The sequence below is a fragment of the Verrucomicrobium sp. BvORR034 genome, assembly GCF_000739635.1.
Classification (GTDB): domain Bacteria; phylum Verrucomicrobiota; class Verrucomicrobiia; order Verrucomicrobiales; family Verrucomicrobiaceae; genus Verrucomicrobium.
Genome location: NZ_BATQ01000001.1, coordinates 36,343 through 61,585 on the forward strand (window position 1 = coordinate 36,343; position 25,243 = coordinate 61,585).

Sequence of the window (25,243 nt, forward strand, 5' to 3'; positions counted from 1 at the left end):
AGTGCACTATGTCTTAGCTCGACTCAGGCAAACTAAAGTTTGAACTACAAACGGCTTCCAGCATCGTGAACTCACGGCACCGAGCCATGCACCTGCCAGAGTGTCAGGGGTGCATCATCGACACCTCGCTTGGCAAGTTCCTTCAAGACCTCGACAGACACGTCTGGGTTGCCCGCCAGTTCACTGTCCGCAGTTCCTTCAGGGAGCTTCAGCAGATATTGACGAAGCTGTTCGGCCTCGGGCGAATCCGAGCCAAGTTGGGGGCTCCTGGCCACTTCCTCCAGCGAGTACTCGTCTCCCTCCAACCCCTTGGCGTGTTTCAACAACGCCTTGACCGGAGTCAGGCTGTGCATGCGGGCGCAGGATTTCAGGTAATCACTTTCGGTTTCCAGAAAAGCGGCCAGCACGGGGCCGCTGTCACCGCCGGGTGTGACAGCGGCTTGTTTCCATTTCTCAAAGCCTGGTGCGAACTCCACGCTGGCGCTGTCGATCACGGCGCGCTCAAGGATGACATCCAAGGGCATGTTCCGGCGGGGTTCCAGACGCCACACGCGTGGATAGACTTTGGCAATGATGCGCACGGCTTCTTCCGGAAGACGCGGATGCTCGAGCAGATCATGCACATCACCGGCGTGGTCGAGGTAATTTTCTGAACTGGTGTTCCACCAGTCTGCCGGCGCGGCTGCGACCCGGCGGGCTTCCTGGATGAGGAGAGCGGGCGGGACCGCCAGATTGTCTAAGGCGAAACGCCGCACGTACTTGTCCGTATCCTTCGCCAGCGTTTCCAGGGACTTCTCGTCCCGGACCGCAGCGGCCAGCGTCCGGCGGATCTGGTCCGACTTGTCTGTCAGGAAGCGCTCGCGATTCTCATTGAGGAACGCAAAGAGCCCGGCAGGCGCACCTTTTTTCAACGCTGCCTCGCGCACGGCCAGGCGTTCATCGGTGAGGTCCTTCTTCCAGTCGCCCGGCGTCATGGTAGGGTCGGATGAAACGGCCTCGTCGCCCTCATGCTGCACCGCCCAGGCGACGAGATCCTCATCCTTGGCCTCCCGCAGTTCCTTTACCCACGCAGCGGTGACGGGCAGGTACCGCAGCGCACGGAGCCGCACCGGCTTCTCCTCATCCTGCAACAGCTTGCGCCGCTGGGTGTCTGTCAGGGCGGGATGGGAGCCGCAGGCCCGGCGGATTTCAGGAGAAGGGTCCACCACCAAGGCATCCAGGAAAGGGGCACCATGAATCGACGCCGCGAGCTGGCGTCGCACGCCGGCATCTTTGTCTGTGGAGAGGGCCGCGGCCTCCTTCTCAGGCAACGCTGCCTGATGCACTAGCGCCCGTCGCACCGCCGGCTCTGGATCAGCCGCGAGACGCACCATTCCTTCCGCAGTAAGTCGGGGATGGCCTGCTGCAACGATCCGATCCTGGACTTCCGTGCTGGAAGCATGGTCTGCCACAACTTTGACATTAGCGTTTGCATCAAGCCGCCAGTCCGGCTTTCCGGCTGGAGCAGTCACAAAAGGTGAATTCCCCGCCCAGCAGACTGTGGCTATTTCCTCGATCGATGCCGGAATGGAGCGCACGACTTTGAGCTTCTTCGCTGTGGCGGCATCCAGGGGCTCTCCATCTTCGTCCAGCCAGCGCAACTTCCCATCCTTCTTTTCACGCCGATAGACATTCGCGTCTTCATCCTGCCACCGAACGAGGGATTCCAGAAACACCTTCTCCGCCGCCCCTTTGCCATCGGCCTCATCGGCATTGTACAGATACTCTGCCAGATGTTGAGGAAGCGAAACTGAGCGGTCCGTGATGACCAGGGCGCGACTCTTGAAAGCGGGTCCCCAGACTTCGAACGCGAAGTCGTTGTAGTCAGCACAGATGACGCCACTGCAATGCATGGAACCCAGCACGACCAGCAACTGCTTGCTGAGAATGTGGTGGGCAAGGACATCTCCCGTCACGACCAGGGAAGTGGAGTCCCCCATGTCGCTCAGCGTGCCCCGCACGATCAGGTTGCCCTTCACCACCAGGTTGAGGTCGCTGTGAAAGTCCCCATCGATCATGAGGTCGCCCTCATGCACGTACCAGGATCCTTCAAAGGTGTCGGCCAGCTGGGAAGAAGATCCGCCATTGCGAGGAAAGCTCTGAAGCAACTCCTGGCGGGCCTCCTTTGGAAAAGGCAGGAGCCGGGCGGCCATGTCCCGGGTCTTTTGTGACTTCATGGAGCCGGGTGCAGGAACTGCAGTCTGGACCTGGGCCGAGAGGGGCCGGGGCATGAAGATACCTTCGACGGCCAGGATGCCAAGGGTGAGCGCGCAGGCACCGACGGCGAGGGAGCGGCGGCCGGGGGCCTTCCCAGATGGAAAGTCCGGGTGCTGGGGCTGGCGGCGATTCGACCAGAGGCGAGGGGGGCAGGGAGGAAAAAACATGGCTTTACCCGTGCATGTCAGAGCCGCCCGCCCTGTGACAAGGGCCTGCCCGGGCAGTCAAACCGGGGCAAACACGCGCACGCTGGCATGGCGGCCCTTGACCGTGCTTTCCGTGATTTCCTTAAACTTCAGTTCCGAGCCTGCGCGGTCCCGGGTCTCGCTGGAAAGCAGGATGTCCTCATTGTGCACCTTCGTGAGCTGCTCAATGCGGGCAGCAAGGTTCACGGTATCGCCAATGGCGGTGTACTCCCGCCGATGCGGGGCGCCGATGCTGCCAATGACGGCCATACCGGTGTGGAGCCCCACTCCCATGCGCAACAGAGGCTCACCCAGAGCGGCCCGCCGGACATTGATGTCCACAAGCGCGGCCTTCATGGCGAGCGCGCATTGCACCGCGCGTTCGGCATGGTTGGGCGTCGCGAGCGGCGCGCCAAAGTAGGCCATCATGCCATCGCCGATGTACTTGTCCAAGGTGCCGCCATGCTCGAAGACGAGGTGCACCATGTGCTCGAAGTACTGGTTGAGCAGCTTCACAATGTCGTGGGTGTCCAGCCGCTCGGAGAGGGTGGTGAAGTCGCGGAGATCGCTGAAGAGCACTGTCACCTCGCACCACTGGCCGTCGCTGAGGCCGGAGGTGCCTTTTTCGATCTCGATGGCCACCTGGGGAGAGAAATAGCGGCCGAGGCGCTCGCGCCGCACCTGCTCGTGGTAGAGGGCCTCAATGGCTGCGAGACGGTTGCGACGGGCAAAGTCGCACATGGCCGCCGCTACGAGGATGACGACCGTCCCGCCAAGGGTGCCGAAGGGTCCCTCGCCCGCGGCCCGATGCAGGGTGAACTGCAGACCTGTCGCGAGAACGCCCGCGAGATAGATCTGCCACCGCTCCAGGGAGCTGGCCGCCAGCATGATGAGCGAAACAAAGATCCCAATGGTGAAGTTCCCCGCGATGCGTGGGTCCGCCGCCATGGTGGCGATCAGATTCCACTGGCAGAAGAACACCATGGGCATGTCCAGAAAAGGCACCGCCAGGCTCCCGAGCCGGCCGATACGGGGCGAGTAGATGGTGCCCACCAGCAAGACCAGGACAAGGCCCCAATAGGCCAACAAGATGGCAAACGTGGAGGCCCGACCCTGCTCCGTCCAATGAATGCCATTGAGCCAAAGCTCCAGGACGAGAAACCCCGTCACGGCCACAAGACGGTACCAGTGGAAGGAGCGCGCGTTCTTCAATTGCTCCTGACGGAGCACGCGCAGATAAGCCCCACCCTCGATCGGGCCAAGCGAGGCATCAACGGCTGGGCCGCCGCCTTCCGGGGATGCGTTGTCCTCTTCAGACATGGTGGGGTGTTGCAATGCCAGTTCCCATCGGTTTCAATCAGTGACCGGCTGCGGTCCGTCCGGCCAGTCAGACGCCAGATCATCGGTGCCGCCGTTACTTCCATCAAACAGGAGCAGGATGCTGAATCAAGATTTCTTTGAGCGCGATGTGCTGACTGTGGCGCGTGAACTCGTCGGCATGGAGCTGGTATGGCATGGGTGCAGCGGCGTGATCGTGGAGACGGAAGCCTACGCCGTGGAGGGGGATGCCGCCTGTCACACGGCCACTCGTCCCAGTTCCCGGGAGTTCGTCCGCGTCATGCCAGCGGGAACGGCTTACGTCTATTTCAACTACGGGATGTACTGGCTCTTCAACCTGCTGGTGAAGGGCGGCAGACAGGACGGCTTGATCCTCATTCGCGCTCTGGAGCCCCGTGAAGGCATAGAGGTGATGCAGCAACGAAGGGGGCGTGAGAAAGCACGTGAACTCTGCTCGGGGCCCGGGAAGCTGGCCATGGCTATGGGCATCACAGGTGAGGCCCACGGCACTTTCATGGCAGGGCCTCATCGTCCTGACGGGGTGGGACTGCGACGGCCGGCCGTCCCACTGGCCCCGGGTCATGTCGTCGCAGAGGACATTCGGGTTGGGATCTCCAAGGCGGTGGATTTCCAATGGCGTTTCCTCGCGAAAGGACATGACCATGTGAGCGTGCCTCATGGTCGCGTGAAGGCTCCGGTCCCCGCATCCATGAACCCGAGGGGCAGAAAAAAGAAACCGCCGACCCGGAAGAAATCCCAGAGCGGCGGTTGAACAGACAACAGGGCATAAGCAGCCCTGCTGGCGAAGATGGGTTACTTCTTCTTCGCCTTCGTCTTGCTGTGGTCGTGGCCAGCGCCATCTGCACAGCAGGCGTCTTTGGCCTTGGCTTCAGCGGCAGGCTTGGTGGCACAGCAGGCGCTGCAGTCACCCTTCTTTTTCAGAGAGGCGCAGGAAGCAAGGCTCAGGGTGGCCACGGCTGCGGCGAGGGAGAGAATTCGGATCATGTTGGTGATGTCGAGTTGTTGGTTGTTTTGCATGTGCCTTCCTAACAGGACTGTTAAGCAGGCGCAAAATGAGACGCTTCGGGAACCGCAGTTATTCCAACTTGTGGACAGAAATTGCCCCGAATAGCAAAAAGGCGCGCTGGGTTGCCCCACCGCGCCTGATCAAAGTGCTAAACAAGCTGGATTACTTGCCGCTGTGCACGCCCATGTCCACAGGAGCGGGAGCAGGAGCGGGCTTCTTGGAAGCGCAGGAAGCCAGGGTAAGAGCGGCGGTAGCCAGCACGAGGGCGACGAGAGTGGATTTCATGATGATAATGTTGGGGTCGTTGGTGGTACTGTTTTGCGATGCCGGTTTTCACCATGCACCGCGCGGCGATATAACGTGAACTATTGCTTTTGCCAACTAGAAAGCAAGATCGCTGTGGGGACAGAAGGTCGCGTCTTTCCAAGGGCAACATCAACGGTTCGTGATTGCCCGGCGGCACGGTTGTCTTTTTCGGGGCATAGAGGTGTTACTTTTCGGAGGATTTGCATCCGGGCCGCAGTTGTGATAGGTGTTCAGGTGAGCAGCCCGTTTCAACTCAACTCGCACTACTCGCCCGAAGGAGACCAGGGCCAAGCCATCGCCAAGCTGGTGAAATCCGTCCGCGCTGGCAACCGGCACCAGACCCTCCTGGGGGTGACGGGATCAGGCAAGACCTTCACGATGGCCAACATCATCGCGCAGATCGGCAAACCGGCGTTGATCATGTCTCACAACAAGACGCTGGCGGCGCAGCTCTACTCGGAGTTCAAGAACTTCTTCCCCAACAACGCGGTCGAGTACTTCGTCAGTTACTTCGACTACTACCAGCCCGAGGCCTACATCGCGCGTTCTGACACTTACATTGAGAAGGACTCCAGCATCAATGAGGAGATCGAGCGGATGCGCCTCTCCACCATGGGTGCCCTGCTCACGCGCAAGGATGTCATTGTCGTGGCCAGCGTCTCCTGCATCTACGGCTTGGGCTCGCCCGAAGATTATGAGGGCATGATGCTGCCCGTGAAGGTGGGCGATGTGATCACGCGAGAGAGCTTCCTGACCCGTCTGGTGGACATGCTCTATGAGCGCAACGACATCGCCTTCGGCCGCGGCAAGTTCCGGGCTCGCGGTGATGTCATCGAGGTCTTCCCCGCCTACCTGGAGGACGAGGCCATTCGCGTGGAGTTCTTCGGCGATGAGATCGATCGCATGAGTGTGTTCAATCCGCTCACCGGCACGGCCACAGGCCAGCTGCCGGGTTATACCTTTTACCCCGCCAAGCAGTTCGTCACCCCGGCGGACAAACTGCGGCGTGCCATCAAGGCCATCCGGGAGGAGCTGGAGGCACGCATCGCGGAGTTTGAGCAGCAGGGCAAGCTGCTGGAGGCCCAGCGGCTGCGCATGCGCACCGAGTACGACATTGAGATGATGCAGGAGATGGGCTTCTGCCAGGGCATCGAGAACTACAGCCGCCACCTGGCTTCCCGCGAACCCGGCAGCACCCCGGGCACGCTGCTGGACTTCTTCCGCGATGACTTCATGCTCTTCCTGGATGAAAGCCACGTCACCGTGCCGCAGATCGGCGGCATGTACGAGGGCGACCGCTCCCGCAAGACGGTGCTGGTGGAGCACGGCTTCCGCCTGCCAAGTGCCATGGACAACCGGCCGCTGAAGTTCCCGGAGTTCATGAAGAAGATGCACCAGATCGTGTACGTGAGCGCCACACCCGCCACGTTCGAGGTGGAGAACAGCATCGTGGGCAACACCGGCTACATCCCGCACAAACGCGAACGCATCGGCGAGGACGAGGGTGTGCCCGCGATGGTTCCGGGTTCGAGGGCCAAACCCATCGCCCGCATCTCCGGCAGCGCGGAGTCGCTGGAGAAGTTCGACGTCAACGCGAAGGGACGCCATCTCATCGTGGAGCAGATCATCCGGCCCACCGGGCTGCTGGACCCCATCGTCACCATGCGCCCGCTCAAGGGCCAGATTGACGAGACCATCGAGCTCTGCCGCCAGCGCATCGAGAAGAACGAGCGCGTGCTGGTGACCACCCTCACCAAACGCACCGCCGAGGATCTTACCGACTACCTGCGGAACCTGGACCTGAAGGTTCGATACCTGCACAGTGAGATCGACGCCATCGAGCGCGTGGAGATTCTGCGCGCCCTGCGCGCCGGGGAGTTCGACATCCTCGTGGGCATCAACCTCCTGCGGGAAGGCCTGGACCTTCCCGAGGTAAGCCTCGTGTGCATCCTGGATGCGGACAAGGAAGGCTTCCTGCGCAGCGAGACCTCCCTGCTGCAGACGGCCGGACGCGCCGCCCGGCACGTGAACGGAGAGGTGGTGCTCTTTGCCGACCAGATCACCCAGAGCATCCAGGCCCTCATCAACATCAGCGCCTACCGTCGCGAACGGCAGGAAGATCACAACGAGAAGCACGGCATCACCCCGCAGACCGTGCAGCGCGCCGTGCAGGAGAGTCTGCACACCTACCAGGCCGGACGGAATGTTGAGGAAAGCATGGTCCGGGATGAAGCCGGCGGCTATGCCGTGACCGAGGTCATCCGCGAACTGGAATCCGAGATGGCCGAGGCCGCCGTGAAGCTCGAGTACGAACGCGCCGCCCTGCTGCGCGACCAGATCCGTGAGCTCAAGAAACAGGCGGGTATTGAAGACACCGGCATGATGCCCGCCCAGAAGAAGGTGAAGTATGGGGTGAAAAAAGGGTCAAGGGAGAAGGGAAAAGGGAAGAAGGGTTGAGCCGGTGCGTCAGTGGGCAGCAGGCAGTGCGTCAAGACGTTGGACCGTTGTTGTGGGGAGAACCTGGTTTCAGCCTCCGGGAACTGAATGCCGGGCGGGAGTTTGGGTTCGAGGAAGTTTTTAGCTGGATAGTGCATCTTGGAGGATGCGGCCTTGACCGCATCAATGCGGAACTCCAACCCACTCCGTTCCCGCTGCAGGGTCGGAGCTCCGCGTTTACGCGGGTCAGGAAATCTTGGTTGATGCGATGGCGGTGGTCGAGCGCTTGGGTGGCGGGATATCACAAGGGGTGCCAAAGCGGCGGTTCCCGCGCGCACTCCAAAGACGCGGCGCGTCCAGGTGTTGGAGGCGTATGGGTTCTAGGTGATTCTTTTGGGCCTGCAATGTCGAGGGGTGCACGTGACGAGAGCCTTGGAGAGGATGCGGGACGGTACTCCAACTCTCTCCGTTCCCGCTGGCAGGGTTGGAGTTCCGCGTTTACGCGGGTCAGTTCGCGAGCCCCCCTGAGGTTACAAGAATTGACCCTTCACAACGTCATCACACCTGAGATGTCATTCTGCCGTATGACATGATCGAAGCGGGTTGGAGTACCGACTTTAGTCAGCAGAAGCTTCGCAGTCGGTTCAATGAATCAAATAACCCTATCTCGCCCCAAAAGCGTGCCTGGCCCATGCACTCTTCCTCGCATCCTTCTGGTTGGTGACGTGAACCAGCAGTTTCTGTTTCAGTTTGGCGGGCAGCACGGCCAGTCTTGAGGTCGGCCAGCCAACCAGAAATCTGGCCGCGCCTTCGAGCTGGGCCGTTGTAAAATCGTCCCGCTGTCCAACGGTCACGAAATCCGCATCGCCGTACTCCTCCAGCATCAACTCGGGGGCTGACGCATAGTGTAAGTCCGATGCCCAGTCATCGTCCTGAGCATACCAGGTAAAGAGAGCCAGGATGCGGTTCTCTGCCTTGGGGAACTGCTTTGCCAGAAGCACCTGCAGCTTCTTCAGATCTCTCTTCTCGCCCTCCGCTTGCCAGGCCGCCCAAACTGGCCGGATTGACTCTGGCATACCTGCCAGCCACCGGGCTTTTCCTTCTGCAAAAAAATTCCTCTCCTTCTCCTCCATCTCATAGCTGCTATCCGAAAGAGGCACGCGGCCCGCTTTGAGCAGCGAGTTGAAGTACTCCGGTGAAGCCGTCAGCCCAACGGAGGAGAGCCGCTCCTGGTCACGATAAACGTCGACCCTTACACACTCGAAGCAGATCACGAGATCATAGTGATGCTCCCTTGTCGTGACTCGAAGGGCGTGTCTTGGGGCGAAGCAGAACGCCAGTCGATCGTGGCCTTCGGCAACCCCCTTTTTGATCAAACGGAATGCCGTCGCGGTTTGCTCCCAGGTCAGAGTGGTTTCACCCAGGACCCGTTCGTTGTGCAGACGCTCATGCTGCGGCAGCATCTCTCCCGTAGGTTCTAGGGAATACAGTTTCGTCGTCTTCGCCGCCTCGAAAGCCGCCACCACCTCGGCGGGAAGCGAGTCCGGGATCTTGATGTCTTCCGCATTTGCCGGGCGTGAAAACACGAGCCCCAGACAGATCCATCCACTGAGCTGAAGGCAATGCCTCACGATAGCTGACACATTCATAGGGCGGAGGGGTTGGGGGATGGAGACGCGCTTGCGCTCATCACATCAGTTTTTCTCCATGAAATCAAGCCTCGGATCCAACCTTCCCCCCAACAAAAAACCGGACAACCCTCTCGGGTTGCCCGGTTCTCAAATGATCTGTCTGTTGCCTGCTCAGGCTGACTCAGCTTACTGCGCAGCGGCCACGACGCTGTCGGCGGTGATGCCGAGCTCCTTCATGACGACATTGCCGGGGGCGCTGAGGCCGAAACGGTCGATGGCGATGATCTTGCCTTCGGTGCCGACGTACTTCCACCAGAGGGCGGAAACACCGGCCTCGATGGCGACGCGCTTGGTGACTGCGGGAGGCAGCACTTCATCGCGATAAGCCTGGGGCTGGCGGTCAAAACGCTCAAAGCAGGGAAGGCTGACGACGCGGACGCCTTCGCCAAGCTGCTTGGCGGCATCCACTGCATGCTGCACTTCGGAGCCGGTGGCGAGGAGGATGGTCTTCAGCGCGCCGGTTTCCTTCACGAGCACATAGCCACCCTTGAGGGTGCCTTCGCGGCGCACTTCGGCAGGGGTGCCGCCCTGGTTGGGCAGGTCCTGACGGGAGAGGGCCAGAAGCGTCGGGCCGTCATTGCGGCTGTAGGCAGCGGCGAAGGCGGCGGCGCACTCCTCGCTGTCGCCCGGGCGGATAACATCGAGGTTCGGGATCACGCGCAGACCGCTGACCGTTTCCACCGGCTGGTGGGTCGGGCCGTCTTCACCCACACCCACGGAGTCGTGCGTGAAGATGTAGGCCACCGGAAGCTTGGACAGGGAGGCCAGACGGATGCTGGGGCGGCAGTAGTCGGCGAACACCAGGAAGGTGGCACCGCTGATGCGGAAGAGGCCGTCATAGGCTACGCCGTTGCAGATGGCGCCCATGGCGTGCTCGCGAATGCCGAACCAGATGTTGCGGCCCTTCGGATTGGCGGCGGAGTAGTCGCCACCGTCCTTGATGTAGTTCTTGGTGGAACCGAAGAGGTCGGCGCTGCCGGTGATGACGTTCGGGATGGCCTTGGCGATGTGGTTCAAGATCTCACCACCGCTGTTGCGGGTGGCGGCCTTGCTCTCAGCCGGATACTCGGGGATGAGCTTCAGCAGCTCTTCGGCGGAGTGGTCGTAGTTCACGCTGTTGTCCAGCTCGGCCTTGAGCGCCGGGTTGGCGGCGGCCCAGGCGTCGAAGGTCGTGGTCCACTCGGCATGCGCGGCACCGCGCTGTGCCTTGAGGTCGGCAAAGTAGGCCTTCACCTCGTCGCTCACAAAGAAGTGCTGGTCAGCAGGAAGGCCGAGAGCCAGACGGGCGGCGTCGATGAACTTGGCACCGCCTTCACCGTGGGCCTTGGCCGTGCCGGCCACTTCCGGGATGCCCTTGCCGATGAGGGTCTTGGCGATGATGATCTTGGGCTTGCCATTGTTGGTGGCCTTGGCGGTCTCCACCGCGCTCTTGATGGCGTCAAGGTCGTGACCGTCGATGGTCACGGCGTCCCAGCCGAGGGCTTCGAAGAGCTTCTGGAAGTCTTCGCTCTGGGTCACCTTCGCCATGGCGTCCAGCGTGACGTCGTTGGAGTCGAAAATGAGGATCAGGTTGTCCAGGCCGTTGTGGGCGGCAAAAGCTACCGCTTCACGGGCCACGCCTTCCTGAAGGCAGCCGTCGCCGGCGAGGGCGAAGATGTGGTTGTCAAAAATGGTGTGCTCCGCGGTGTTGTATTTCGCAGCAGCCATCTTGCCGCTCAGCGCGAAACCGACGGCGTTGCCCACGCCCTGGCCGAGGGGGCCGGTGGTGCACTCCACGCCTACGGTCTCAAAGGACTCCGGGTGGCCGGGGGTGTGGCTGCGCAGCGCGCGGAACTTGCTCAACTCCTCAACGGGAAGGTCATAGCCGGAAAGGGCCAGCCAGGAGTAGATGAACATGGAACCGTGACCGGCGGAAAGGATGAAGCGGTCGCGGTTGAGCCACTTGGGGCTGGCAGGATCGCACTGCAGGGTCTCGCCGAAAAGCACGGCTCCTACTTCCGCGGCGCCAAGAGGCAGACCCAGGTGACCGGAGTTGCACTTGTGGACGGCGTCCATGGCAAGGCCACGGGCTTCATTGGCGGCTTTCGAGAGGATGGCTTTATTCATCGTGTTTTCTGCGGAGCAATAGATTCTGCAAAGGCGCGCTACATACCTTTCACGGGGCGGGATGCAAGGGCGAATGCTGGGCGGGGGCGACCGCTCCAGCGGACTTGTGAACAATCGGTCAAAAATGTGACTGAATTTCCAGTTCCTCGCAGGCGAGCAGGAATTCGCTGGCCGACCAGGCTTGCTTGATCTTGCCCATGGGGTTGCCAGTCCGGGCGTGCGCCCACTCGTTGAATTCCCAGTCGCCCAGAACGCCCCGCTGGTTCAGCCGGGCGAGTTTGAGCAACTCCTGCCGGGCCAGGACACGGAGGCCCAGACGGTTCACAAAGCGCACCCACGCTGCTCCGATGTACGGCCAGATGCCGCCGTTGTGGTAGTGGCCGGGGAGGTTGAGCAAGTTCACCGTGTAGTACGGACGCCAGTCGGGATCGCCCGGCTGCACCACCGGGTAGAGGTTGGCCACGGGGAAGGGGTCGTTTACCCCCACACCCCACATGAAACGGAAGGCGTGGCGGGCCCGATCCACATCCATGACGTTGAAGAGGAACGCGAGAATATTGCCGTACACGTCGCAGCGCCAGTTGAAGGCAAACGGGGTGACCTGGGCCAGCAGGTAGCTGGTATCACCCAGGCTGAACTGCATGTCCGCAAAGCTGCGCGGCGAGGCCTCCGGCACCGGGGCGGTGCTGGGCCAGAACCGCTGCATGATCACTGCCTTAATCGTCTGGGAGCGGCGCACATAGTCACCCGCACGACCAGAGACGCCCAGCATCTCCAGCAGACGACCAAAGGCAATGTTCGCCCGGTACCAGAGGACCTCGTCCAGCAGCACGTTGTAAGAGCGCCCGAAAAGGTCCGTCCAGTCGCCCGCCTCAGGGATCTCCAGGAGGCCGTCATTGTTGGAGTCATGCGCGCCAAGCCAGTCCATGGCCTTCTGCAGCGTGCCCACCCATTTCCTGGCAAAGGGAAGGTCCTTGGTGCTGCGCACGTGTTCATACGCGGCGATAACGACCCACAGACCGCTGTCGATGGCACAGATGCCGCCCACACCTGAATAGTCGGGCAGGCCGGTGTCGATGTTGACGTTGGCCGGGATCTGACCATTGGGCGAAACATTCGAGAGCAACGTTTCCAGGGTTCGCACCCGGCACTGGGCCACCTCGGCATCCTCCAGGCTCATGCAGCCGATCACGGTGATGGCACCGTCGCGCCCCCAGACGCTGCGGTAATTCGCATCCGTGCCGCGCACCTCGTTCTCCGCCAGGGAGCAGGCGGAGAAGCCCATGGGCGTGATGTTTTTCTTGAGCGTTTCCACCGCCTTTTGATAGGCCGTCTTGAGGAACTCCAGCTCCTCAGGTTTCAGCTCGTCCGTGGGAGCCTGCTGGAGCAGCTGCTGGATCTCCGGGGTGAACCGGTTGTGGCCAGGATCCTCGGGGACTGCTGCGGGCACCTCCTGGATGAGACCGTAGTGCTTCATGCCCTCCAGCACGCCGTCCGCGCAGATGGCGTGGGCCATGTAGGGGCGGGTGGCCAGCACCGCCTCCAGCAGCTCTGGCTGGGCATTCTCCACCACAATGCCGCGCACGTCCGGCAGGTGGAACATGGCGGCGTCGTTTCCTGTATCCCCGGCCACCAAGGTCTCCGCCGGGGAGATGTCCAGGTGGTTGAGCAGCCAGTCCAGCGAGTTGCCCTTGTCCGCCAGCATGGGCAGCACGTCCAGATCCCGGTCACTGGAGTACACCACGGTGGCCTGCAGACCGGCGGTTTCCAGTGCGGCGCGAAGGCCGTCGATGACCTCCATGGAGGCATGATGGAGATACCAGCTCGACTTGAACGGCGATTGAAAATGCGCAGGCTGCGGCACCGCATGCGTGGTCTGTGTGACCACCTCCACCGCCTTCGTGCGATTCCAGCCGCCACTCATGATTTCCGAGAACTCCTGCACCACCTCCTGCGTCTCGCGGCGGTAGATGAGGGTGCCGACGCCGCAGATGAGATAGTCAGGCGGCGGCAAATCCGTGCGGCGGAGCTGGCGCAGGCTGTCCGCCAGCATGCGGCCGGTGTTGTACACCAGCACGGGGCGGGTGTCTTCCGGCAGCGCCAGCCAGGCCCGCTGGAAGTTCAGGGTGGCGTCGGGCTTGCCCAGCAGGGTGCCGTCGAGATCGAAACAGGCGAGCCGGATGGGCAGGACGGGACTGGCAGGGGAGGTTTCAGTGGCGTCAGGCATGCAGAAGGTTCAAGGTCAAACAAACGAAGGCGTGGTGCCCCCCGGTACGAAGGAAGGGTGGGGATCCAGCAGGGATTCCGGTGAAAGGCGGTCCTCCAGTTCACGCAGCACCTGCTGGGCGATGCCCGTCCACGTGAAGAGGCTGCGAGCCCGCTGGCTGCCCAGGCGGCCCAGACGCTCCCGCAGGCGGTCGTACTTCGTGGCCTGGAGCAGGGCGATGCCGAACTCCTCCTTGTCCAGGGTGTCGGCATAAATCGCGTGAACCCCGAAGTCCAGCGCACGATAGAGCCCGCCGTGGGTGGTGACCACCGTGGGCGTGCCGCAGGCCAGGGCCTCGACCGCCGTCATGCCAAATGGCTCATAGCGGCTGGAGAGGGCAAACACGTCTGCCGCACGGTAGCGGTCCGCCAGTTCCTCATCGGACACGGAATCAGAAAGCACAATCCGATCCCGGTAGGGGCTCTGAGAAATAAGCCCCCGCATCTCCTCCAGCAGCGGGCTGTTTCCGGGGTCTGAGGAAACTTGCCCTACTGCGAGATGCAGCCACACATCGTCCTTGCGGGCGGCGGCCACCTCAAAGGCCGGGATCAGCAGATCAAAGCCCTTGTTCCGCGCCAGGCGGCCAAGCGAAAAGATGACCTTCCCCTGATAGCCAAATGACTCCCGCAGTGCCTGACGGCTCGCAGTGCTCACCGGGAAGAAGCGGGTGTCATCATATCCGGGCGGAATCATGCGAATGGTGTCCGCAGGCAGGTTGTAGTCAGAACGCAGGAGGTCGAACTGCTGCGGTGAGGTGGCCACGACCAGATCACAAGCCCGGTAAAGCGCCTGCTCCTCACGAATGCGCACGGGGAAGTTGTACTTCTTGTCGAGATCGGCCACCTCCTCTGGAGCATCGGCCTTCATCTGGCTGCGCTTCCATGCGCCAAGTGAGTGGGGGGTGTGCACATGCGGAATGCCGAGCGCCTCCGCCATCTTTTGCGAGGCCACACCAGCGTCCCAGTAGTGGCTGTTGATAAACTGGTAGGAATAATCATGCCTGTCAATATAGCGGAGCGCATGCTCCACCCATTCGGGCAGCTTGTTGACCAGTGTTTCTTTTGGAATGAAATCTTTCCCTCCGCAGGGCATCCGTAGAATGGTGACATTCTCATCCACCACCTCACGTTCAGGCTGTTCCTCGAACCTGCGTGTCCAGATGTCCACTTTGAAGCCCAGTTGGGCCAGCTTGCGGGAGAGCTCCAGCACATACACCACTTGCCCTCCCGTATCCGGTGCGCCCAGCGGTGGATTGGCAGCGACATAACCGTGGGTGGAAACCATGGCGATCCTCGGGCGGAGTCGTCGGCGACGGGCGGGCGTGGTCTTGGTGGTAAGTGTTTCCATTTCCATCATCATGGGGTACGGCCACCCTGTCCCCCGCACCATAAGCAAGGGCTTTAGAACCGCCTAAACGATCCTGTTTCTCTTTGCCAAGCAAGCAGGGGGCGCGCTGGCACAGAGGATCGTTTGCAGTGGGATAAGTGGATGTGTCCAGGCTGCATTCCTCCAAGACCGCAAGGCCTTCCGACACCTGATCCCACGCAGCTGAATTGGGGGACTGCGGTGAGAATCGCTTTGGCGCTCTTTGTGCTTTCCTATACCCTTCACCTTCCAGCAGGGCCAGGCATTGAACGTCTTCAGCCCCTCAGAGGCGCCATACAGCTTGCCACACCGTCATTCCCGGCAAGATGCCGGGAACAGCACGCAAGATGCGTGCGCTCCCCGAGCTTCTCGCAACCTTTCTACACCTTCTGCAGCCCCTCCAGCACCGACTTGACCTCGCTCCACGCCACTTCATGCGGGGCGCGTTTCGTCCGGGCCGCCACGGCAGCCGTGGCTCCCGCCGCTTCCCCCATGGCAACGGAGTTCCCCGTGACGCGGTAGCTCGCGTGGGCCGTGAAGTCGCCGCTGATGCAGCGGCCCGCCATGAGCAGGCCGTCCACGTCTTTCGCGATCAAAGCCCGCAAGGGGATGTCGTAGGGGTGGAACTTGAAGTCGGCGTGAATGATGGCCTTTTTGTCATTTGCCTCCTTGTCATGAGCGTGGATGTCCACGCCAAACGTGGCCTGGGTCACGGCATCATCATGTCGTGCACCTGTGGCCAGGTCGTCGCGGTTCACGGTATAACGGCCATGGATGCGCCGGCCATCGCGCACGCCGATCTGTTCTGGCGTGGCTACGATCTGCATACCCTCCCAGGGTCCACCGAGCTTGCGCAGGCCACGCACGACGTTGAACACCTCCGCACGGGCGCGGATGGTGGCCTCAGTGATCGCCGGAGCGTCAAAGGCCTTGATGCCATATTCGTGATTGATCATCACCATCACGAGGTTGTCCCGCACTTGGAAGAGCGTGGGCATGCCGTAGGAGGGTTTGAATCCGGCCCGGATGATTTCATTCTTGAAGCCCTCTGTGGCCTGGTGGTGCCAGTCCCACATGCTCTTGCGGTTCTCCGGGGTGACCTGGTAAAAGGAAATATAGTTCTTGAGCGCCTCCGCATCCTTCACCACGGCCAGGGTGTTCAGCGTCATGGGCTGGCAGGGACATTCCGCCCCACCTTGACCAATATCCCAGCCACAACGGGCCATGGCACCGAGGTCACCATCTCCCGTGGCATCAATAAAGACCGGGGCACGCCAGGCCTGACGACCCGACTTCGACTCCGTGATTACCGTGGTGAGCTTGCGACCATCCCGATAAGCGGCAGCGAGGCGGGTGTGCAGGTGAATCTTCACACCTGCCTCCACGCACATCTCTTCCAACAACACCTTCATCTCCTCCGGTTCATACACAAACTGGTCCGGCAGCTTGCTGCGGCGGGCATCCCGCTCGTCCAGTCGACGGATGATCTCCTGGGCGAGGCCGGGTTTGTTGAAGTCGAAGATGTAGGTCAGCAGCCCCGCAGTCCACACCCCGCCCAGGCAACCGTGAATCTCGATGAGGCGGGTCTTCGCCCCCGCCCGCGCCGCGGCCAATGCGGCAGCGATCCCGGCTGGCCCGGCCCCGCAGACGATGACATCCACGTCCTCACCTAGCGGCAGATCTTGCGCAGGCTCCGCAAAGACGCCCGTCTTCAACTGCGCCACCTCTGGAGTGGACGCCGCCTCGAGCCAGGGTCCCGAGGCCAGCGTAGCCGCCCCGGTCAGAGCGGAGCGCAAAAAGGTGCGGCGGCCATTTTCAGGGCGGTGAGGGGAAGAGGTGGATTCGGACATGGCAGAAGCAGTGAGAAGGGCGAACGCTGGTTTGTTCCCTAGAGTCCCCGATCCCGCCATGTTGGACAAATCGGTGCGATCGAGCACGCTGCTAAATTTTTAGCATTTAGCACTCGACAGTTGCACGTGACGAGTGCTAAAAAATTAGCATGAAGCGGAAATTGCATGAGCTCAGCCGACGCGAGCGGCAAATCATGGAACTCATATTGGTCAAAGGCTCCGCCTCTGCAGCCGAAGTGGAGGCAGGGATTCCCGATGCACCAAGCTACTCCGCCATCCGCGCCCTGCTGCGCATTCTAGAGGAGAAGGGCCATCTCAAGCACCGGGAGGAAGGGGGACGTTATGTGTACGAACCGATCGAGGCCCCGCAAACGGCGAGTCGGTCGGCCCTCCAACAGGTGGTGAAGACATTCTTCGGCGGCTCGTTGGCCGATGCGGTTGCCGCGTTCGTCGATGACAAGGACGGCAACCTCTCCAGCGATGAGTTGAAACGGCTGGAGGACATCATCAAAAAGGCAGGAAAGCCGGGCTCTGAGCCCCGGGCGTCTTGAGATCAACATCCTTTCACATCGGACTCACATCCCAAAACAGCGCCATGAATGCCATCACCCCCCTCATGATTGACCTTGGGCTGCGCAGCAGCGCCATTCTGATTGTCGTCTTTGCTTTGCTCGCTGTCTTTCGCCGTGCCTCCGCAGGCGCGCGCAGTGCCGCCTGGCGCGTGGGATTCCTGCTGCTGTCCCTGCTGCCCCTGACTTATTACTTCGAACCCCCGTGGTGTCTGACCGTGGCCGAAATGGCTCCGCCTCCGTCTCGAGAACGGTCGATCTTCAACGCACCGGAGGAGCTGGACCCGGCGAACAGCATCTATGGCGGGCGTTCCATGATGGAGTCCCTGGAAGAAACCAGCCCGGGAATCACGTGGATCGTCATCTGGATGGCAGGTGCCGGGGTCTTGCTGATGCGCCGTTTCATCTCCAGGCGGCAGTTGAGGAAGCTGGCGAGGCAAACCATGCATCTCACGCCCAAGTCACGGCAAGGACGCTTGTGCAAGCAACTGGCCACCTCACTGGGCATCTCACGTCGTGTCCGCCTGCGCCATGGTCCCACCTTGGCCGTGCCCGTCACCTGGGGCATTCGCAGACCCGTGATTGCGCTGCCGACGGCCTCGTCCGACTGGGATGAGGTTCGGCTTGAGGCCGCCCTGCTGCACGAACTGGGGCACATCCGAAACCGCGATGCCTTTTCCCGTCTCCTCGCCACAGCGGTGCAGGCATTCTACTGGCCCAATCCTCTGGTATGGATCGCCGCCAGGGCCTGGCGGACCGCCCAGGAACAGGCCTGTGATGATCACGTTCTCCTCAAAGGCACCCCAGCCGACACCTATGCCCACCAACTGGTGGAAGCCGCACGCAGCCTGGCCGTGGCACGTCAGCGCCTGGGCACAGCGCTGGCCATGGCACGCCCTTCCACTCTGGAGCAACGCATCACCGCCATCCTAAATCCCCGGGTGAACCACCAGCCCGTGAGCCGCAGCACCTGGTTCAAGATCTCCACAGCGGGAGTTCTGTGCCTGATCCTCCTGACCATGGTGCAGATTCGCGGACTCGCGGCACCCGCGGAAGACTCCAGCAAAGGCAATCCCACAGAAATACAAGATCTGGCTGAACGCACGGTGCTCCCCGAGCTGAAACTCCGCATGGCCTCCCTGGAGGAAGCGGTCGCCGCCATACGCCTCAAGATCGTCGAGGCATCACCGGAGAAGAGGCCGCTTAAGATAACGGTGACGCACCTGTCCGTGCGCGACAGACAAGCCAAGATGTCGGTAGATTTCATACAAATTCCCCTGCATGAAGCACTAAACTACATCACCCAACTGGCAGGGGTAAAGTTCCGCTACGTGGACAACGAGGTGCTGATTGAAGGGAACGAACCTGCCAGCGATTGACGGCATTCTCGCCCACGGTTCATGGTGACAACTCTTCCACCGGGAAAGAGTTGAACAGCACACACCAGTTCCACAGGGGATACGGTTGTCCGGCACGCGTCCCATACTCCCGATCTCCGAAGGCATAGACCGCCTTCTCGGGATCGGAATCCCGCAGGTTGCCGTAGGAAAACGCGCGATAGGCCACCAGCGTCTGCCCTTCCAGAAAAGGCACCTGATTGCGGAGTTCACGATTCTCAATCCGGATCACGATCTTCCCATCCTCATCCCGCAGATCCCGGATGGGTGCCCGGGTGGCGGCAGCAGCCGGGGCTTGGTTCGCGATGTAACAGGTGCCTTCGTCCAACTTCAAAGAGATCGATGAGCCCTCCCGTGCCACCGCCAGCTCCGTGGTGGCAGGCTGCCCTTCCACGACCGGCGTCAACCGCACGGCCGTGATGCGGCCGACCGCTCCAAGATAGGGGACACCGTAGCTGATCTTGATCTGGGCGCCCGGAGGCAACGGAGCCGCCAACTTGAGCCGGACTTGCGTAGCGGATGACAATTGCACGGCCTCAAGGGCGATGACCGCCCCTGATTGGTTGCGAAGCTGGAAGCCAGCCAGTGAGCCATACGTGCCCGGTTTTCCAGCAGCCGATTGCTGGCGCGGCAAAAACGCGTCATCCAGCACCAGGGGCGGACGCGGAACGATGAAGTCCACCAACACGGAGGAGCGTCCCGCCTCCGGTACGGCCCGCCGGGGACGCAGCGGCTGCCAGTCCTCCTTCTCGATCAGAACACGGCGCACCACCTTGGCCACTTGCTCGCCATACCAGCGTTCTCCATCTGCGGCCAGGTGAATGCCCTCCCCATGACGGCCCGCATAGCGGCTATTGATAGCGCTGGGCACCATGTAGTGCGGTCCCACCATGTACAGGTGCGGATCCTGGTCAGCAGCCATCAACTGGGCATGCCCGGCGGCCCCCAGTGTCTGATAGGTGAAGAGAGGGATCTCCCCGGCCTGACCGGTGATCGCCCGAAGATCATCCGACCATTGTTTCCGATAACTCACCAGCCGGTCGCGATACCACTCCTGTCCCTTCGGAGCCGGCAGTTCCGCCTCCCAACGGCTGGGCACGAGCCCGCCGGTGGGGCCGCCATTGGCCTCCCCCTGCATCCAGACCAGGGCGGTGATGGCGAAGTCCTGGCCCCGGGCTTTGGACAGGGCCACCGCCCGCCGGGCATCGTCCAGGCTGGTGACATAGAAGCCGCCGGCATGCCGCTTGGTCTCCGGGGAGCGCGGGTCTGCCGACTGGTTGGCAGAGGAAAGCTCATCGATGCCGCGGCCGCCCTGGCCGGCATAGGTCACGAGAAAATGCGGCGCCTCACCTGCCTGCGAAGCCACGCCGGGCAGGGTGGCCTTCAGGTGATCCGCCAGGCCATTGGCAATCGTCTCTCCGGTGCCGCCGTTCATGGATGCTTGCAGAGGCACCAGAGCAAAGTCCTCCGCCGGACGCCCCTCAGGCTTGGCCGACCACGGTCCATGCGCCCATGTACGCACTCCCCGCTGAAACATCCAGTTTCCCCATGGAGACGGGGTGGTGGTGACTAGGGGCAGGGACTCTGAGCCCTCGCACAATGACTGCCCCATGAGCCACAGGCCCTGCAGTGGGGGTGGGGGAGGAGGATCAGCATGACCTTGCATCGCAAGTCCCGTCATCATCAAGGCGAGGATCGGGCGAAGACAGATTCGGGGGGAAGAAGGAAAGCTCATGAAGGGGCAGGCTGGAAAAGGAACGGGGGACCGTCCTCATTCTTGCCAAACCGGTCTGGAGTCTGACAGGATCATTTTGTCCATCACGAGCTGGGGCTTCTTTGCAAGTTTGGTGCAAGCCGCCGCGTCTTGGCCTCACGCTTTCGCCCACCTTCTCCACCTCCATGCCCTGGCTTCAGAATTACGACCCCTTTGGCAACCCTTCCCTCTCCACCCTGGTCGCCGCCATTCCCGTGGGGGTCCTGCTCGGGCTGATCGCCTCGGGGAAACTGCGCATCCACCTCGCGGCGGTCGTGGCCCTCATCGTGGCGCTGGTCGTGGCCGTGGCCGGATTTCACATGCCTCTGACCGCCGCCACCGCAGCCGCAGGCTATGGCGCGGCCTTCGGCCTGCTGCCGGTGGGATGGATGATCCTGAACCTGATCTTCCTGTACCAGATGACGGTGGAGAAGGGATGGTTCGATGAACTACGGACCAGCTTCACCCGCATGGCACCGGACCCCGGCATCCAGCTCATCCTGGTGGCCTTCTGCTTTGGGGCCTTCTTTGAGGGCATTGCGGGCTTCGGTGCTCCGGTCGCGGTGACCTCGGCCCTGCTCATCCAGCTGGGGTTCCGGCCTCTGGAGGCCTGCGTGCTTTCCTTGATCGCCAACACCGCCCCGGTGGCCTTTGGCTCACTGGGCATTCCGATCGTCACCCTGAACAAGGTCACGGGCCTGGGTGAGCTCACCCTTTCTCAAATGGCAGGGCGGCAGCTGCCCTTCTTCTCAGCGATGATCCCGGCATGGATCATCGCCGTGCATGGTGGGCGGCCTGCTCTGCGACGCGCCTGGCCGGCAGCGCTGACCGCCGGCGTCTCGTTCGCCTTCATGCAGTTCATCATGTCGAACTATCACGGCCCCATGCTGGTGGACATTGTCTCCGCCCTCTTTGCCCTGGGGGCCATGGCCGTGCTGCTGCGCTTCTGGAAGCCCGCCGAAGCTCCCGCCAGCGCGCATGTCCAGAGCATCGCCGATACGGGAGCGCGCATCCGCAAGCGGGCCTGGCTGCCCTGGCTCATCCTCACCGGAGTGGTGTTTGTCTGGAGCCAGCCGGGCATCAAGGACAGCCTGGATGCCGCCTTCAGCCGCGATCTTCCGGTGCCCGGTCTGCACAACGAGGTGCTGCGCGTGCCGCCCGTGGTTCCTGAAACCCCGGCCGCGAAGCCTGAGGCAGCCCTGTTCAAGCTGAACCTGCTTTCCACCACCGGCACTGCCATCCTTCTGGCCGCCCTGGTCTCCGGTCTCATCATGGGATTCAGCCCGCTGCGCATGCTGCAGATCTGGCTGCGCACCATCATCAAGATCCGGCTCTCCCTCATCACCATCGCCTGCATGCTCGCTTTGGGCTTTGTCACGAAGTACTCGGGGGCCGACGCCACGCTGGGGCTCACCCTGGCAAAGACGGGTTGGCTGTATCCCTTCTTCGGCACCTTGCTCGGCTGGCTCGGCGTGGCTCTCACGGGCTCAGACACCGCTTCGAACGTGCTCTTTGGCTCCCTGCAAACGATCACGGCCCAGCAGGTGGGCGTGAGCCCGGTGCTCATGGCCTCTGCCAACAGCGTGGGCGGCGTGATGGGCAAGATGGTGGATGCCCAGAGCATTGTGGTGGCCAGCACCGCCGCCCAGGTCTTTGGCCAGGAGGGGGCCATCCTGCGCCGGGTCTTCTGGCACAGTTTGGTGCTGGCATCGCTGGTCGGCGTGCTGGTTTTCCTGCAAGCCTATGTCTGGCCGTTCACGGAGATGGTGGTGAAGTAAGCCTCGCAGAACAGCGTTGCCCCCCGGCCTTCACGGTCCGTCCAGGGCAGGCTTTGAATAATCATGATTCACTCAACGTCCATGTTACTCGACGTCACCACCTTCCTATGAAATCACAACACGTTCCCTCTCTGACATGGCTGGCTGCGCTTCTGATCGTAGCGGCTGATTTGCCTGTCTATGCACAGGAAGTACCAGCTGCGCCCGTCTCTGCGTCCGCGCCCGCACCAGCACCCAATCCCATTCGGCGACGGGTTACGGGCCCCGGATTCAACGAGGGGTCGGACATCCAGCTCAAGCAGAACTACCGGATTCACCTGACCATCGCGGGCGTCGGAGATAAAAAGCGCGAATGCTCCCTGCTCACTTCTTCCCGTCAGGTGAAGAGCAGCCTCTTCGCCGGAGAGCTGGGTGACACCTCTGCACAAAATGCCGCGACCCTGCCCTTGGGATTGCGCATCTCCTTCAGTGGCCTGCTGGATGAGGCGGATGAAGGCCTGCGCTTTCAGTACTCCCTCACCACTTCCATTCCCACACCCAACACCGTTCAGAATTCAGACAAAGGCACCACGATCACCTCCTACAGCTATACTGAGGAGGGCACGACCAGTTCCCTCCTGATGAAGCCGGGCAAAACCTACGAGGTGCTCAAGTCTGGCAGCCGCATCTACACGTTGAGCATTGAGGCAGTGAAGGAAGATCCGTAACAGGAGCAGGAGGGCTACCAATGGGTGTGCGGATTGCCACCCACGGGGGTAAAAGCAGGCATAATGCATGACCAAAGCTGCCTCGCGAATGCTCGATGAGATCGGGCACTTCGCTCAACGTGAGCACTTTATGCTGCCTTCGCACCTCCAGGCATGGGTTATGCGACTAACATGGGCAGCGCTGTGAGATGATCATCCGGGTGGATGACATCGACCAGCTAAAATCAAACCCATACCGCCATGCTTTCCTGGACTGTAACATTCTTGGTAGTTGCTCTGATCGCGGCTGTGCTCGGTTTTGGTGGCATCGCTGGTGCCGCTGCCGGGGTGGCCAAGATCTGCTTCTTTATCTTCCTGGTCTTCTTCCTGATCTCGCTGGTCACCGGTCGAAGAACAGCCCCGTGACGGGCCTGCCATCGGCCATCCCTGGCAGCGGGCCCCAACCCACATTTCATGATCAAACCCCCCGCGCAGGGCAGCCATAGGGCTGCCCTGGCTTGTTTGCAGGCTCAGGCCGGAGGGCCTGCGGGTTTGCTTTTCACGCATTCCGTGTTTTAATTGTCGGTTCGTTTCCCCCAGACCGCCTTCATGTCCAAGTTTCTGCTCATTATTGGCCTGCTGATTTTTGCCTACGCATGCCGCACTTTTCACAATCGCTACCTCAACAAGGCGGGTTGGGTGGCAGTGCTGGTGGCCAGTTATCTCGCTGCCTATTTCCTTACCGGAAGTCATGTCTGGGGCTGGCTGGCGCTCGCCCTGTGGTTCCTGTTCCCCTGGGTGGAGATCGTCGGCCGGGTGCGCAAGCTCCGCTTCCCCATTCACAGCCACGTGAAGCATCGTTTTCCCCCGTCCCGCGAGGTGTTTCCAGATCTGGACGAGATCACGAATGAAGTGGAAGAAGCGGGTTTCAGCAAGACGGATGACGCCGGCTGGAAGTGGGATGAGACTGACCATTTTGTCCGTCTCTTTTACAATGAGGAAAAGAAGCTCCAGGCCACCATCAGCGTCGCCCAGCAGGAGGCCTTTATCTTCTCCCACGCCAGCCTCACCACCCGCACCGCCGATGGTGAAACGCTGGTGACGACGAACTACCCCTTCAGCTTCACCATGAAGCTGTCTCCCCGTCAGCGTATGAACCGCTGCGACGACGCCGAGACCTTTGAAGACATGCTGGTGTCTCACGAGGCCTTCCTGGCCCGCCATGGCATCACCTCGGCCAAGACAGAAGCGCAGGATCCTGAAAACCTGCACACCGTCATCGAAGATGACCTCGTGCAGCAGGTCTCCCACAACCTCGATGCTGGCGTTATTGTCCGCACTGAAGGCGAGCAATTCCGCTATTCATGGAGAGGCTGCTTCTTCCTGTGGTGCCAGGTCGTGAAGGATATGCTCCGCGTATAGTTGACTCCAGCACCGTGCATCTTGTCTGGCGCATCTCGACGCCGGACCGTGGAAACAGATGCAAAAAGCAAGTATTTCGCCCGTTTTGACATGCAGTTTGCATGAAAACGGCCGGAGAACCAGGTTCGGCGCAATATGTCAACCCGTTGATAGCGAGCCAGTTATACACTGGCATCTCGAGTTGGAACCGAACCTGCAAGAGAGGGAAGGCAGTTGCGTGTCCCCGACGCGCCTCCTTCCATGAAATCGACTCTCTTCCATCCCATCGTCTCCATCATTGCAGGCATTTGCGTGCTGATCTTTCCCGCATTGCTGAACTACGTGGTGGGTATCTATCTCATTCTGACAGGAGTGCTCGCTCTGACGGGACGCCCTTCATGATTGGATTGAAGAAGTGAAGACCAAGCGAGCCCGTCATTTTCCGATCCCTTTCCCCAAGGCCTGAGATCAGATCAAAACAAAACCATCTACTACAAACCACACCCCTCCTTCTATGAAATACGACATGAAATCCAGCCTGTTGATCGCCGTCGCCCTCTTCCTCACCGGTGCTTCCGCCCTCTTGTTCACCAGTTGTGAAGAGAAGCCCCGCTCCGCCACCGAGGCGGTAAAGGACGGTCTCAATATTCGTGAAAACGAGAAGGCCAAAGACGCGGGCGAGGACCTCAAAGACGCGGCTAAAGACGCAGCTGAGGGCGTGAAAGATGCGGCCAAGGACGCCAAAGAAGCCGTGAAAGACGCCACCAACTGATTTGCAGGTCCATCCCGGTGCGCAGCCTCGAATCAGAGGGGCAGCGCGCCACCTGTCCCTC

General features: G+C 61.4%; 20 protein-coding genes. 10 read left to right on the top strand and 10 right to left on the bottom strand.

What is annotated here, in order from left to right; translation table 11 throughout:
* Positions 1-71 precede the first annotated feature (71 nt).
* Together BV034_RS00120 and BV034_RS00125 are read right to left on the bottom strand one after the other, a co-directional pair.
* Positions 72-2,423, bottom strand: coding sequence for a hypothetical protein (locus BV034_RS00120; protein ID WP_050022873.1), 2,352 nt, complete (start codon positions 2,421-2,423; stop codon positions 72-74).
* A 57-nt stretch (positions 2,424-2,480) separates the two neighbouring features.
* Positions 2,481-3,761, bottom strand: coding sequence for an adenylate/guanylate cyclase domain-containing protein (locus BV034_RS00125; protein WP_050022875.1), 1,281 nt, complete (start codon positions 3,759-3,761; stop codon positions 2,481-2,483).
* Between the two features lie 118 nt (positions 3,762-3,879).
* Here BV034_RS00125 and BV034_RS00130 point away from each other — a divergent pair, with 118 nt between their 5' ends.
* Positions 3,880-4,551: a DNA-3-methyladenine glycosylase gene (locus tag BV034_RS00130; protein ID WP_050022879.1), complete on the top strand. Its 672-nt coding sequence runs from the start codon at positions 3,880-3,882 to the stop codon at positions 4,549-4,551.
* 41 nt (positions 4,552-4,592) lie between these two features.
* Here the strand turns inward: BV034_RS00130 and BV034_RS00135 are convergent, their stop codons facing one another.
* Both BV034_RS00135 and BV034_RS35510 read right to left on the bottom strand, forming a co-directional pair.
* Positions 4,593-4,817: a hypothetical protein gene (locus BV034_RS00135; protein WP_050022881.1), complete on the bottom strand. Its 225-nt coding sequence runs from the start codon at positions 4,815-4,817 to the stop codon at positions 4,593-4,595.
* 151 nt (positions 4,818-4,968) lie between these two features.
* A complete protein-coding gene (locus BV034_RS35510; RefSeq protein ID WP_009966101.1) occupies positions 4,969-5,091 on the bottom strand; it encodes a hypothetical protein in 123 nt (40 codons plus the stop codon).
* Positions 5,092-5,346: 255 nt separating this feature from the next.
* Between BV034_RS35510 and BV034_RS00145 the strand changes: the two genes are divergently transcribed.
* The gene (locus BV034_RS00145; RefSeq protein WP_265592471.1) at positions 5,347-7,569 is read left to right on the top strand and encodes an excinuclease ABC subunit UvrB; all 2,223 of its coding nucleotides are present in this window, start codon (positions 5,347-5,349) and stop codon (positions 7,567-7,569) included.
* Positions 7,570-8,210: 641 nt separating this feature from the next.
* Here the strand turns inward: BV034_RS00145 and BV034_RS00150 are convergent.
* The 5 genes from BV034_RS00150 to BV034_RS00170 form a co-directional block, all read right to left on the bottom strand.
* Entirely contained in the window at positions 8,211-9,134 is a 924-nt protein-coding gene (locus tag BV034_RS00150) for a hypothetical protein (RefSeq protein WP_050022887.1), read from the bottom strand.
* A gap of 231 nt (positions 9,135-9,365) precedes the next feature.
* Positions 9,366-11,345: a transketolase gene (tkt, locus tag BV034_RS00155; RefSeq protein WP_050022889.1), complete on the bottom strand. Its 1,980-nt coding sequence runs from the start codon at positions 11,343-11,345 to the stop codon at positions 9,366-9,368.
* A gap of 118 nt (positions 11,346-11,463) precedes the next feature.
* Positions 11,464-13,572, bottom strand: coding sequence for an HAD-IIB family hydrolase (locus BV034_RS00160; RefSeq protein WP_050022891.1), 2,109 nt, complete (start codon positions 13,570-13,572; stop codon positions 11,464-11,466).
* Between the two features lie 15 nt (positions 13,573-13,587).
* Positions 13,588-14,958 (bottom strand): glycosyltransferase, encoded by a 1,371-nt coding sequence (locus BV034_RS00165; RefSeq protein WP_050023003.1) that lies wholly within the window; start codon positions 14,956-14,958, stop codon positions 13,588-13,590.
* A 398-nt stretch (positions 14,959-15,356) separates the two neighbouring features.
* Positions 15,357-16,826, bottom strand: coding sequence for an FAD-dependent oxidoreductase (locus BV034_RS00170; protein ID WP_081887473.1), 1,470 nt, complete (start codon positions 16,824-16,826; stop codon positions 15,357-15,359).
* A 149-nt stretch (positions 16,827-16,975) separates the two neighbouring features.
* On the opposite strand from BV034_RS00170, the gene BV034_RS00175 reads away from it, so the two are divergent.
* On the top strand, positions 16,976-17,377 hold the full coding sequence (locus BV034_RS00175) for a BlaI/MecI/CopY family transcriptional regulator (RefSeq protein WP_050022894.1): 402 nt from the start codon (positions 16,976-16,978) through the stop codon (positions 17,375-17,377).
* Between the two features lie 44 nt (positions 17,378-17,421).
* On the top strand, positions 17,422-18,774 hold the full coding sequence (locus tag BV034_RS00180) for a M56 family metallopeptidase (RefSeq protein WP_050022897.1): 1,353 nt from the start codon (positions 17,422-17,424) through the stop codon (positions 18,772-18,774).
* A 19-nt stretch (positions 18,775-18,793) separates the two neighbouring features.
* On the opposite strand, the gene BV034_RS00185 is transcribed toward BV034_RS00180, so the two are convergent.
* A complete protein-coding gene (locus BV034_RS00185) occupies positions 18,794-20,404 on the bottom strand; it encodes a phosphate ABC transporter substrate-binding protein (RefSeq protein ID WP_265592472.1) in 1,611 nt (536 codons plus the stop codon).
* Between the two features lie 287 nt (positions 20,405-20,691).
* On the opposite strand from BV034_RS00185, the gene BV034_RS00190 reads away from it, so the two are divergent.
* From BV034_RS00190 to BV034_RS00205, 6 genes are all read left to right on the top strand, one after another.
* Positions 20,692-22,323 (top strand): L-lactate permease, encoded by a 1,632-nt coding sequence (locus tag BV034_RS00190; protein WP_050022898.1) that lies wholly within the window; start codon positions 20,692-20,694, stop codon positions 22,321-22,323.
* Between the two features lie 107 nt (positions 22,324-22,430).
* Positions 22,431-23,030 (top strand): hypothetical protein, encoded by a 600-nt coding sequence (locus BV034_RS00195; RefSeq protein WP_050022899.1) that lies wholly within the window; start codon positions 22,431-22,433, stop codon positions 23,028-23,030.
* Positions 23,031-23,270: 240 nt separating this feature from the next.
* The gene (locus BV034_RS34335; protein ID WP_009966117.1) at positions 23,271-23,435 is read left to right on the top strand and encodes a DUF1328 family protein; all 165 of its coding nucleotides are present in this window, start codon (positions 23,271-23,273) and stop codon (positions 23,433-23,435) included.
* Between the two features lie 183 nt (positions 23,436-23,618).
* Complete coding sequence (locus BV034_RS00200; protein ID WP_050022902.1) at positions 23,619-24,431, top strand: hypothetical protein; 813 nt, start codon at positions 23,619-23,621, stop codon at positions 24,429-24,431.
* A gap of 240 nt (positions 24,432-24,671) precedes the next feature.
* Positions 24,672-24,812 carry a DUF3096 domain-containing protein gene (locus tag BV034_RS34340; RefSeq protein WP_081887474.1) on the top strand — a complete coding sequence of 47 codons (141 nt, stop codon included), beginning with the start codon at positions 24,672-24,674 and terminating at the stop codon, positions 24,810-24,812.
* A 124-nt stretch (positions 24,813-24,936) separates the two neighbouring features.
* On the top strand, positions 24,937-25,182 hold the full coding sequence (locus tag BV034_RS00205) for a hypothetical protein (protein ID WP_265592473.1): 246 nt from the start codon (positions 24,937-24,939) through the stop codon (positions 25,180-25,182).
* Positions 25,183-25,243: the final 61 nt, after the last annotated feature.

Bases quoted from the DNA above. Each gene is read 5' to 3' on its own strand.
- BV034_RS00200 (WP_050022902.1), top strand. From the start codon at position 23,619: ATGTCCAAGTTTCTGCTCATTATTGGCCTGCTGATTTTTGCCTACGCA.
- BV034_RS00170 (WP_081887473.1), bottom strand. From the start codon at position 16,826: ATGTCCGAATCCACCTCTTCCCCTCACCGCCCTGAAAATGGCCGCCGC.
- BV034_RS00205 (WP_265592473.1), top strand. From the start codon at position 24,937: ATGAAATCCAGCCTGTTGATCGCCGTCGCCCTCTTCCTCACCGGTGCT.
- BV034_RS00175 (WP_050022894.1), top strand. From the start codon at position 16,976: ATGAAGCGGAAATTGCATGAGCTCAGCCGACGCGAGCGGCAAATCATG.
- BV034_RS00125 (WP_050022875.1), bottom strand. From the start codon at position 3,761: ATGTCTGAAGAGGACAACGCATCCCCGGAAGGCGGCGGCCCAGCCGTT.
- BV034_RS00130 (WP_050022879.1), top strand. From the start codon at position 3,880: ATGCTGAATCAAGATTTCTTTGAGCGCGATGTGCTGACTGTGGCGCGT.
- BV034_RS00185 (WP_265592472.1), bottom strand. From the start codon at position 20,404: ATGGGGCAGTCATTGTGCGAGGGCTCAGAGTCCCTGCCCCTAGTCACC.
- tkt (WP_050022889.1), bottom strand. From the start codon at position 11,345: ATGAATAAAGCCATCCTCTCGAAAGCCGCCAATGAAGCCCGTGGCCTT.
- BV034_RS00135 (WP_050022881.1), bottom strand. From the start codon at position 4,817: ATGCAAAACAACCAACAACTCGACATCACCAACATGATCCGAATTCTC.
- BV034_RS35510 (WP_009966101.1), bottom strand. From the start codon at position 5,091: ATGAAATCCACTCTCGTCGCCCTCGTGCTGGCTACCGCCGCTCTTACC.
- BV034_RS00190 (WP_050022898.1), top strand. From the start codon at position 20,692: ATGCCCTGGCTTCAGAATTACGACCCCTTTGGCAACCCTTCCCTCTCC.
- BV034_RS00120 (WP_050022873.1), bottom strand. From the start codon at position 2,423: ATGTTTTTTCCTCCCTGCCCCCCTCGCCTCTGGTCGAATCGCCGCCAG.
- BV034_RS00165 (WP_050023003.1), bottom strand. From the start codon at position 14,958: ATGGAAACACTTACCACCAAGACCACGCCCGCCCGTCGCCGACGACTC.
- BV034_RS00195 (WP_050022899.1), top strand. From the start codon at position 22,431: ATGAAATCACAACACGTTCCCTCTCTGACATGGCTGGCTGCGCTTCTG.
- BV034_RS00160 (WP_050022891.1), bottom strand. From the start codon at position 13,572: ATGCCTGACGCCACTGAAACCTCCCCTGCCAGTCCCGTCCTGCCCATC.
- BV034_RS00180 (WP_050022897.1), top strand. From the start codon at position 17,422: ATGAATGCCATCACCCCCCTCATGATTGACCTTGGGCTGCGCAGCAGC.
- BV034_RS34340 (WP_081887474.1), top strand. From the start codon at position 24,672: ATGAAATCGACTCTCTTCCATCCCATCGTCTCCATCATTGCAGGCATT.
- BV034_RS34335 (WP_009966117.1), top strand. From the start codon at position 23,271: ATGCTTTCCTGGACTGTAACATTCTTGGTAGTTGCTCTGATCGCGGCT.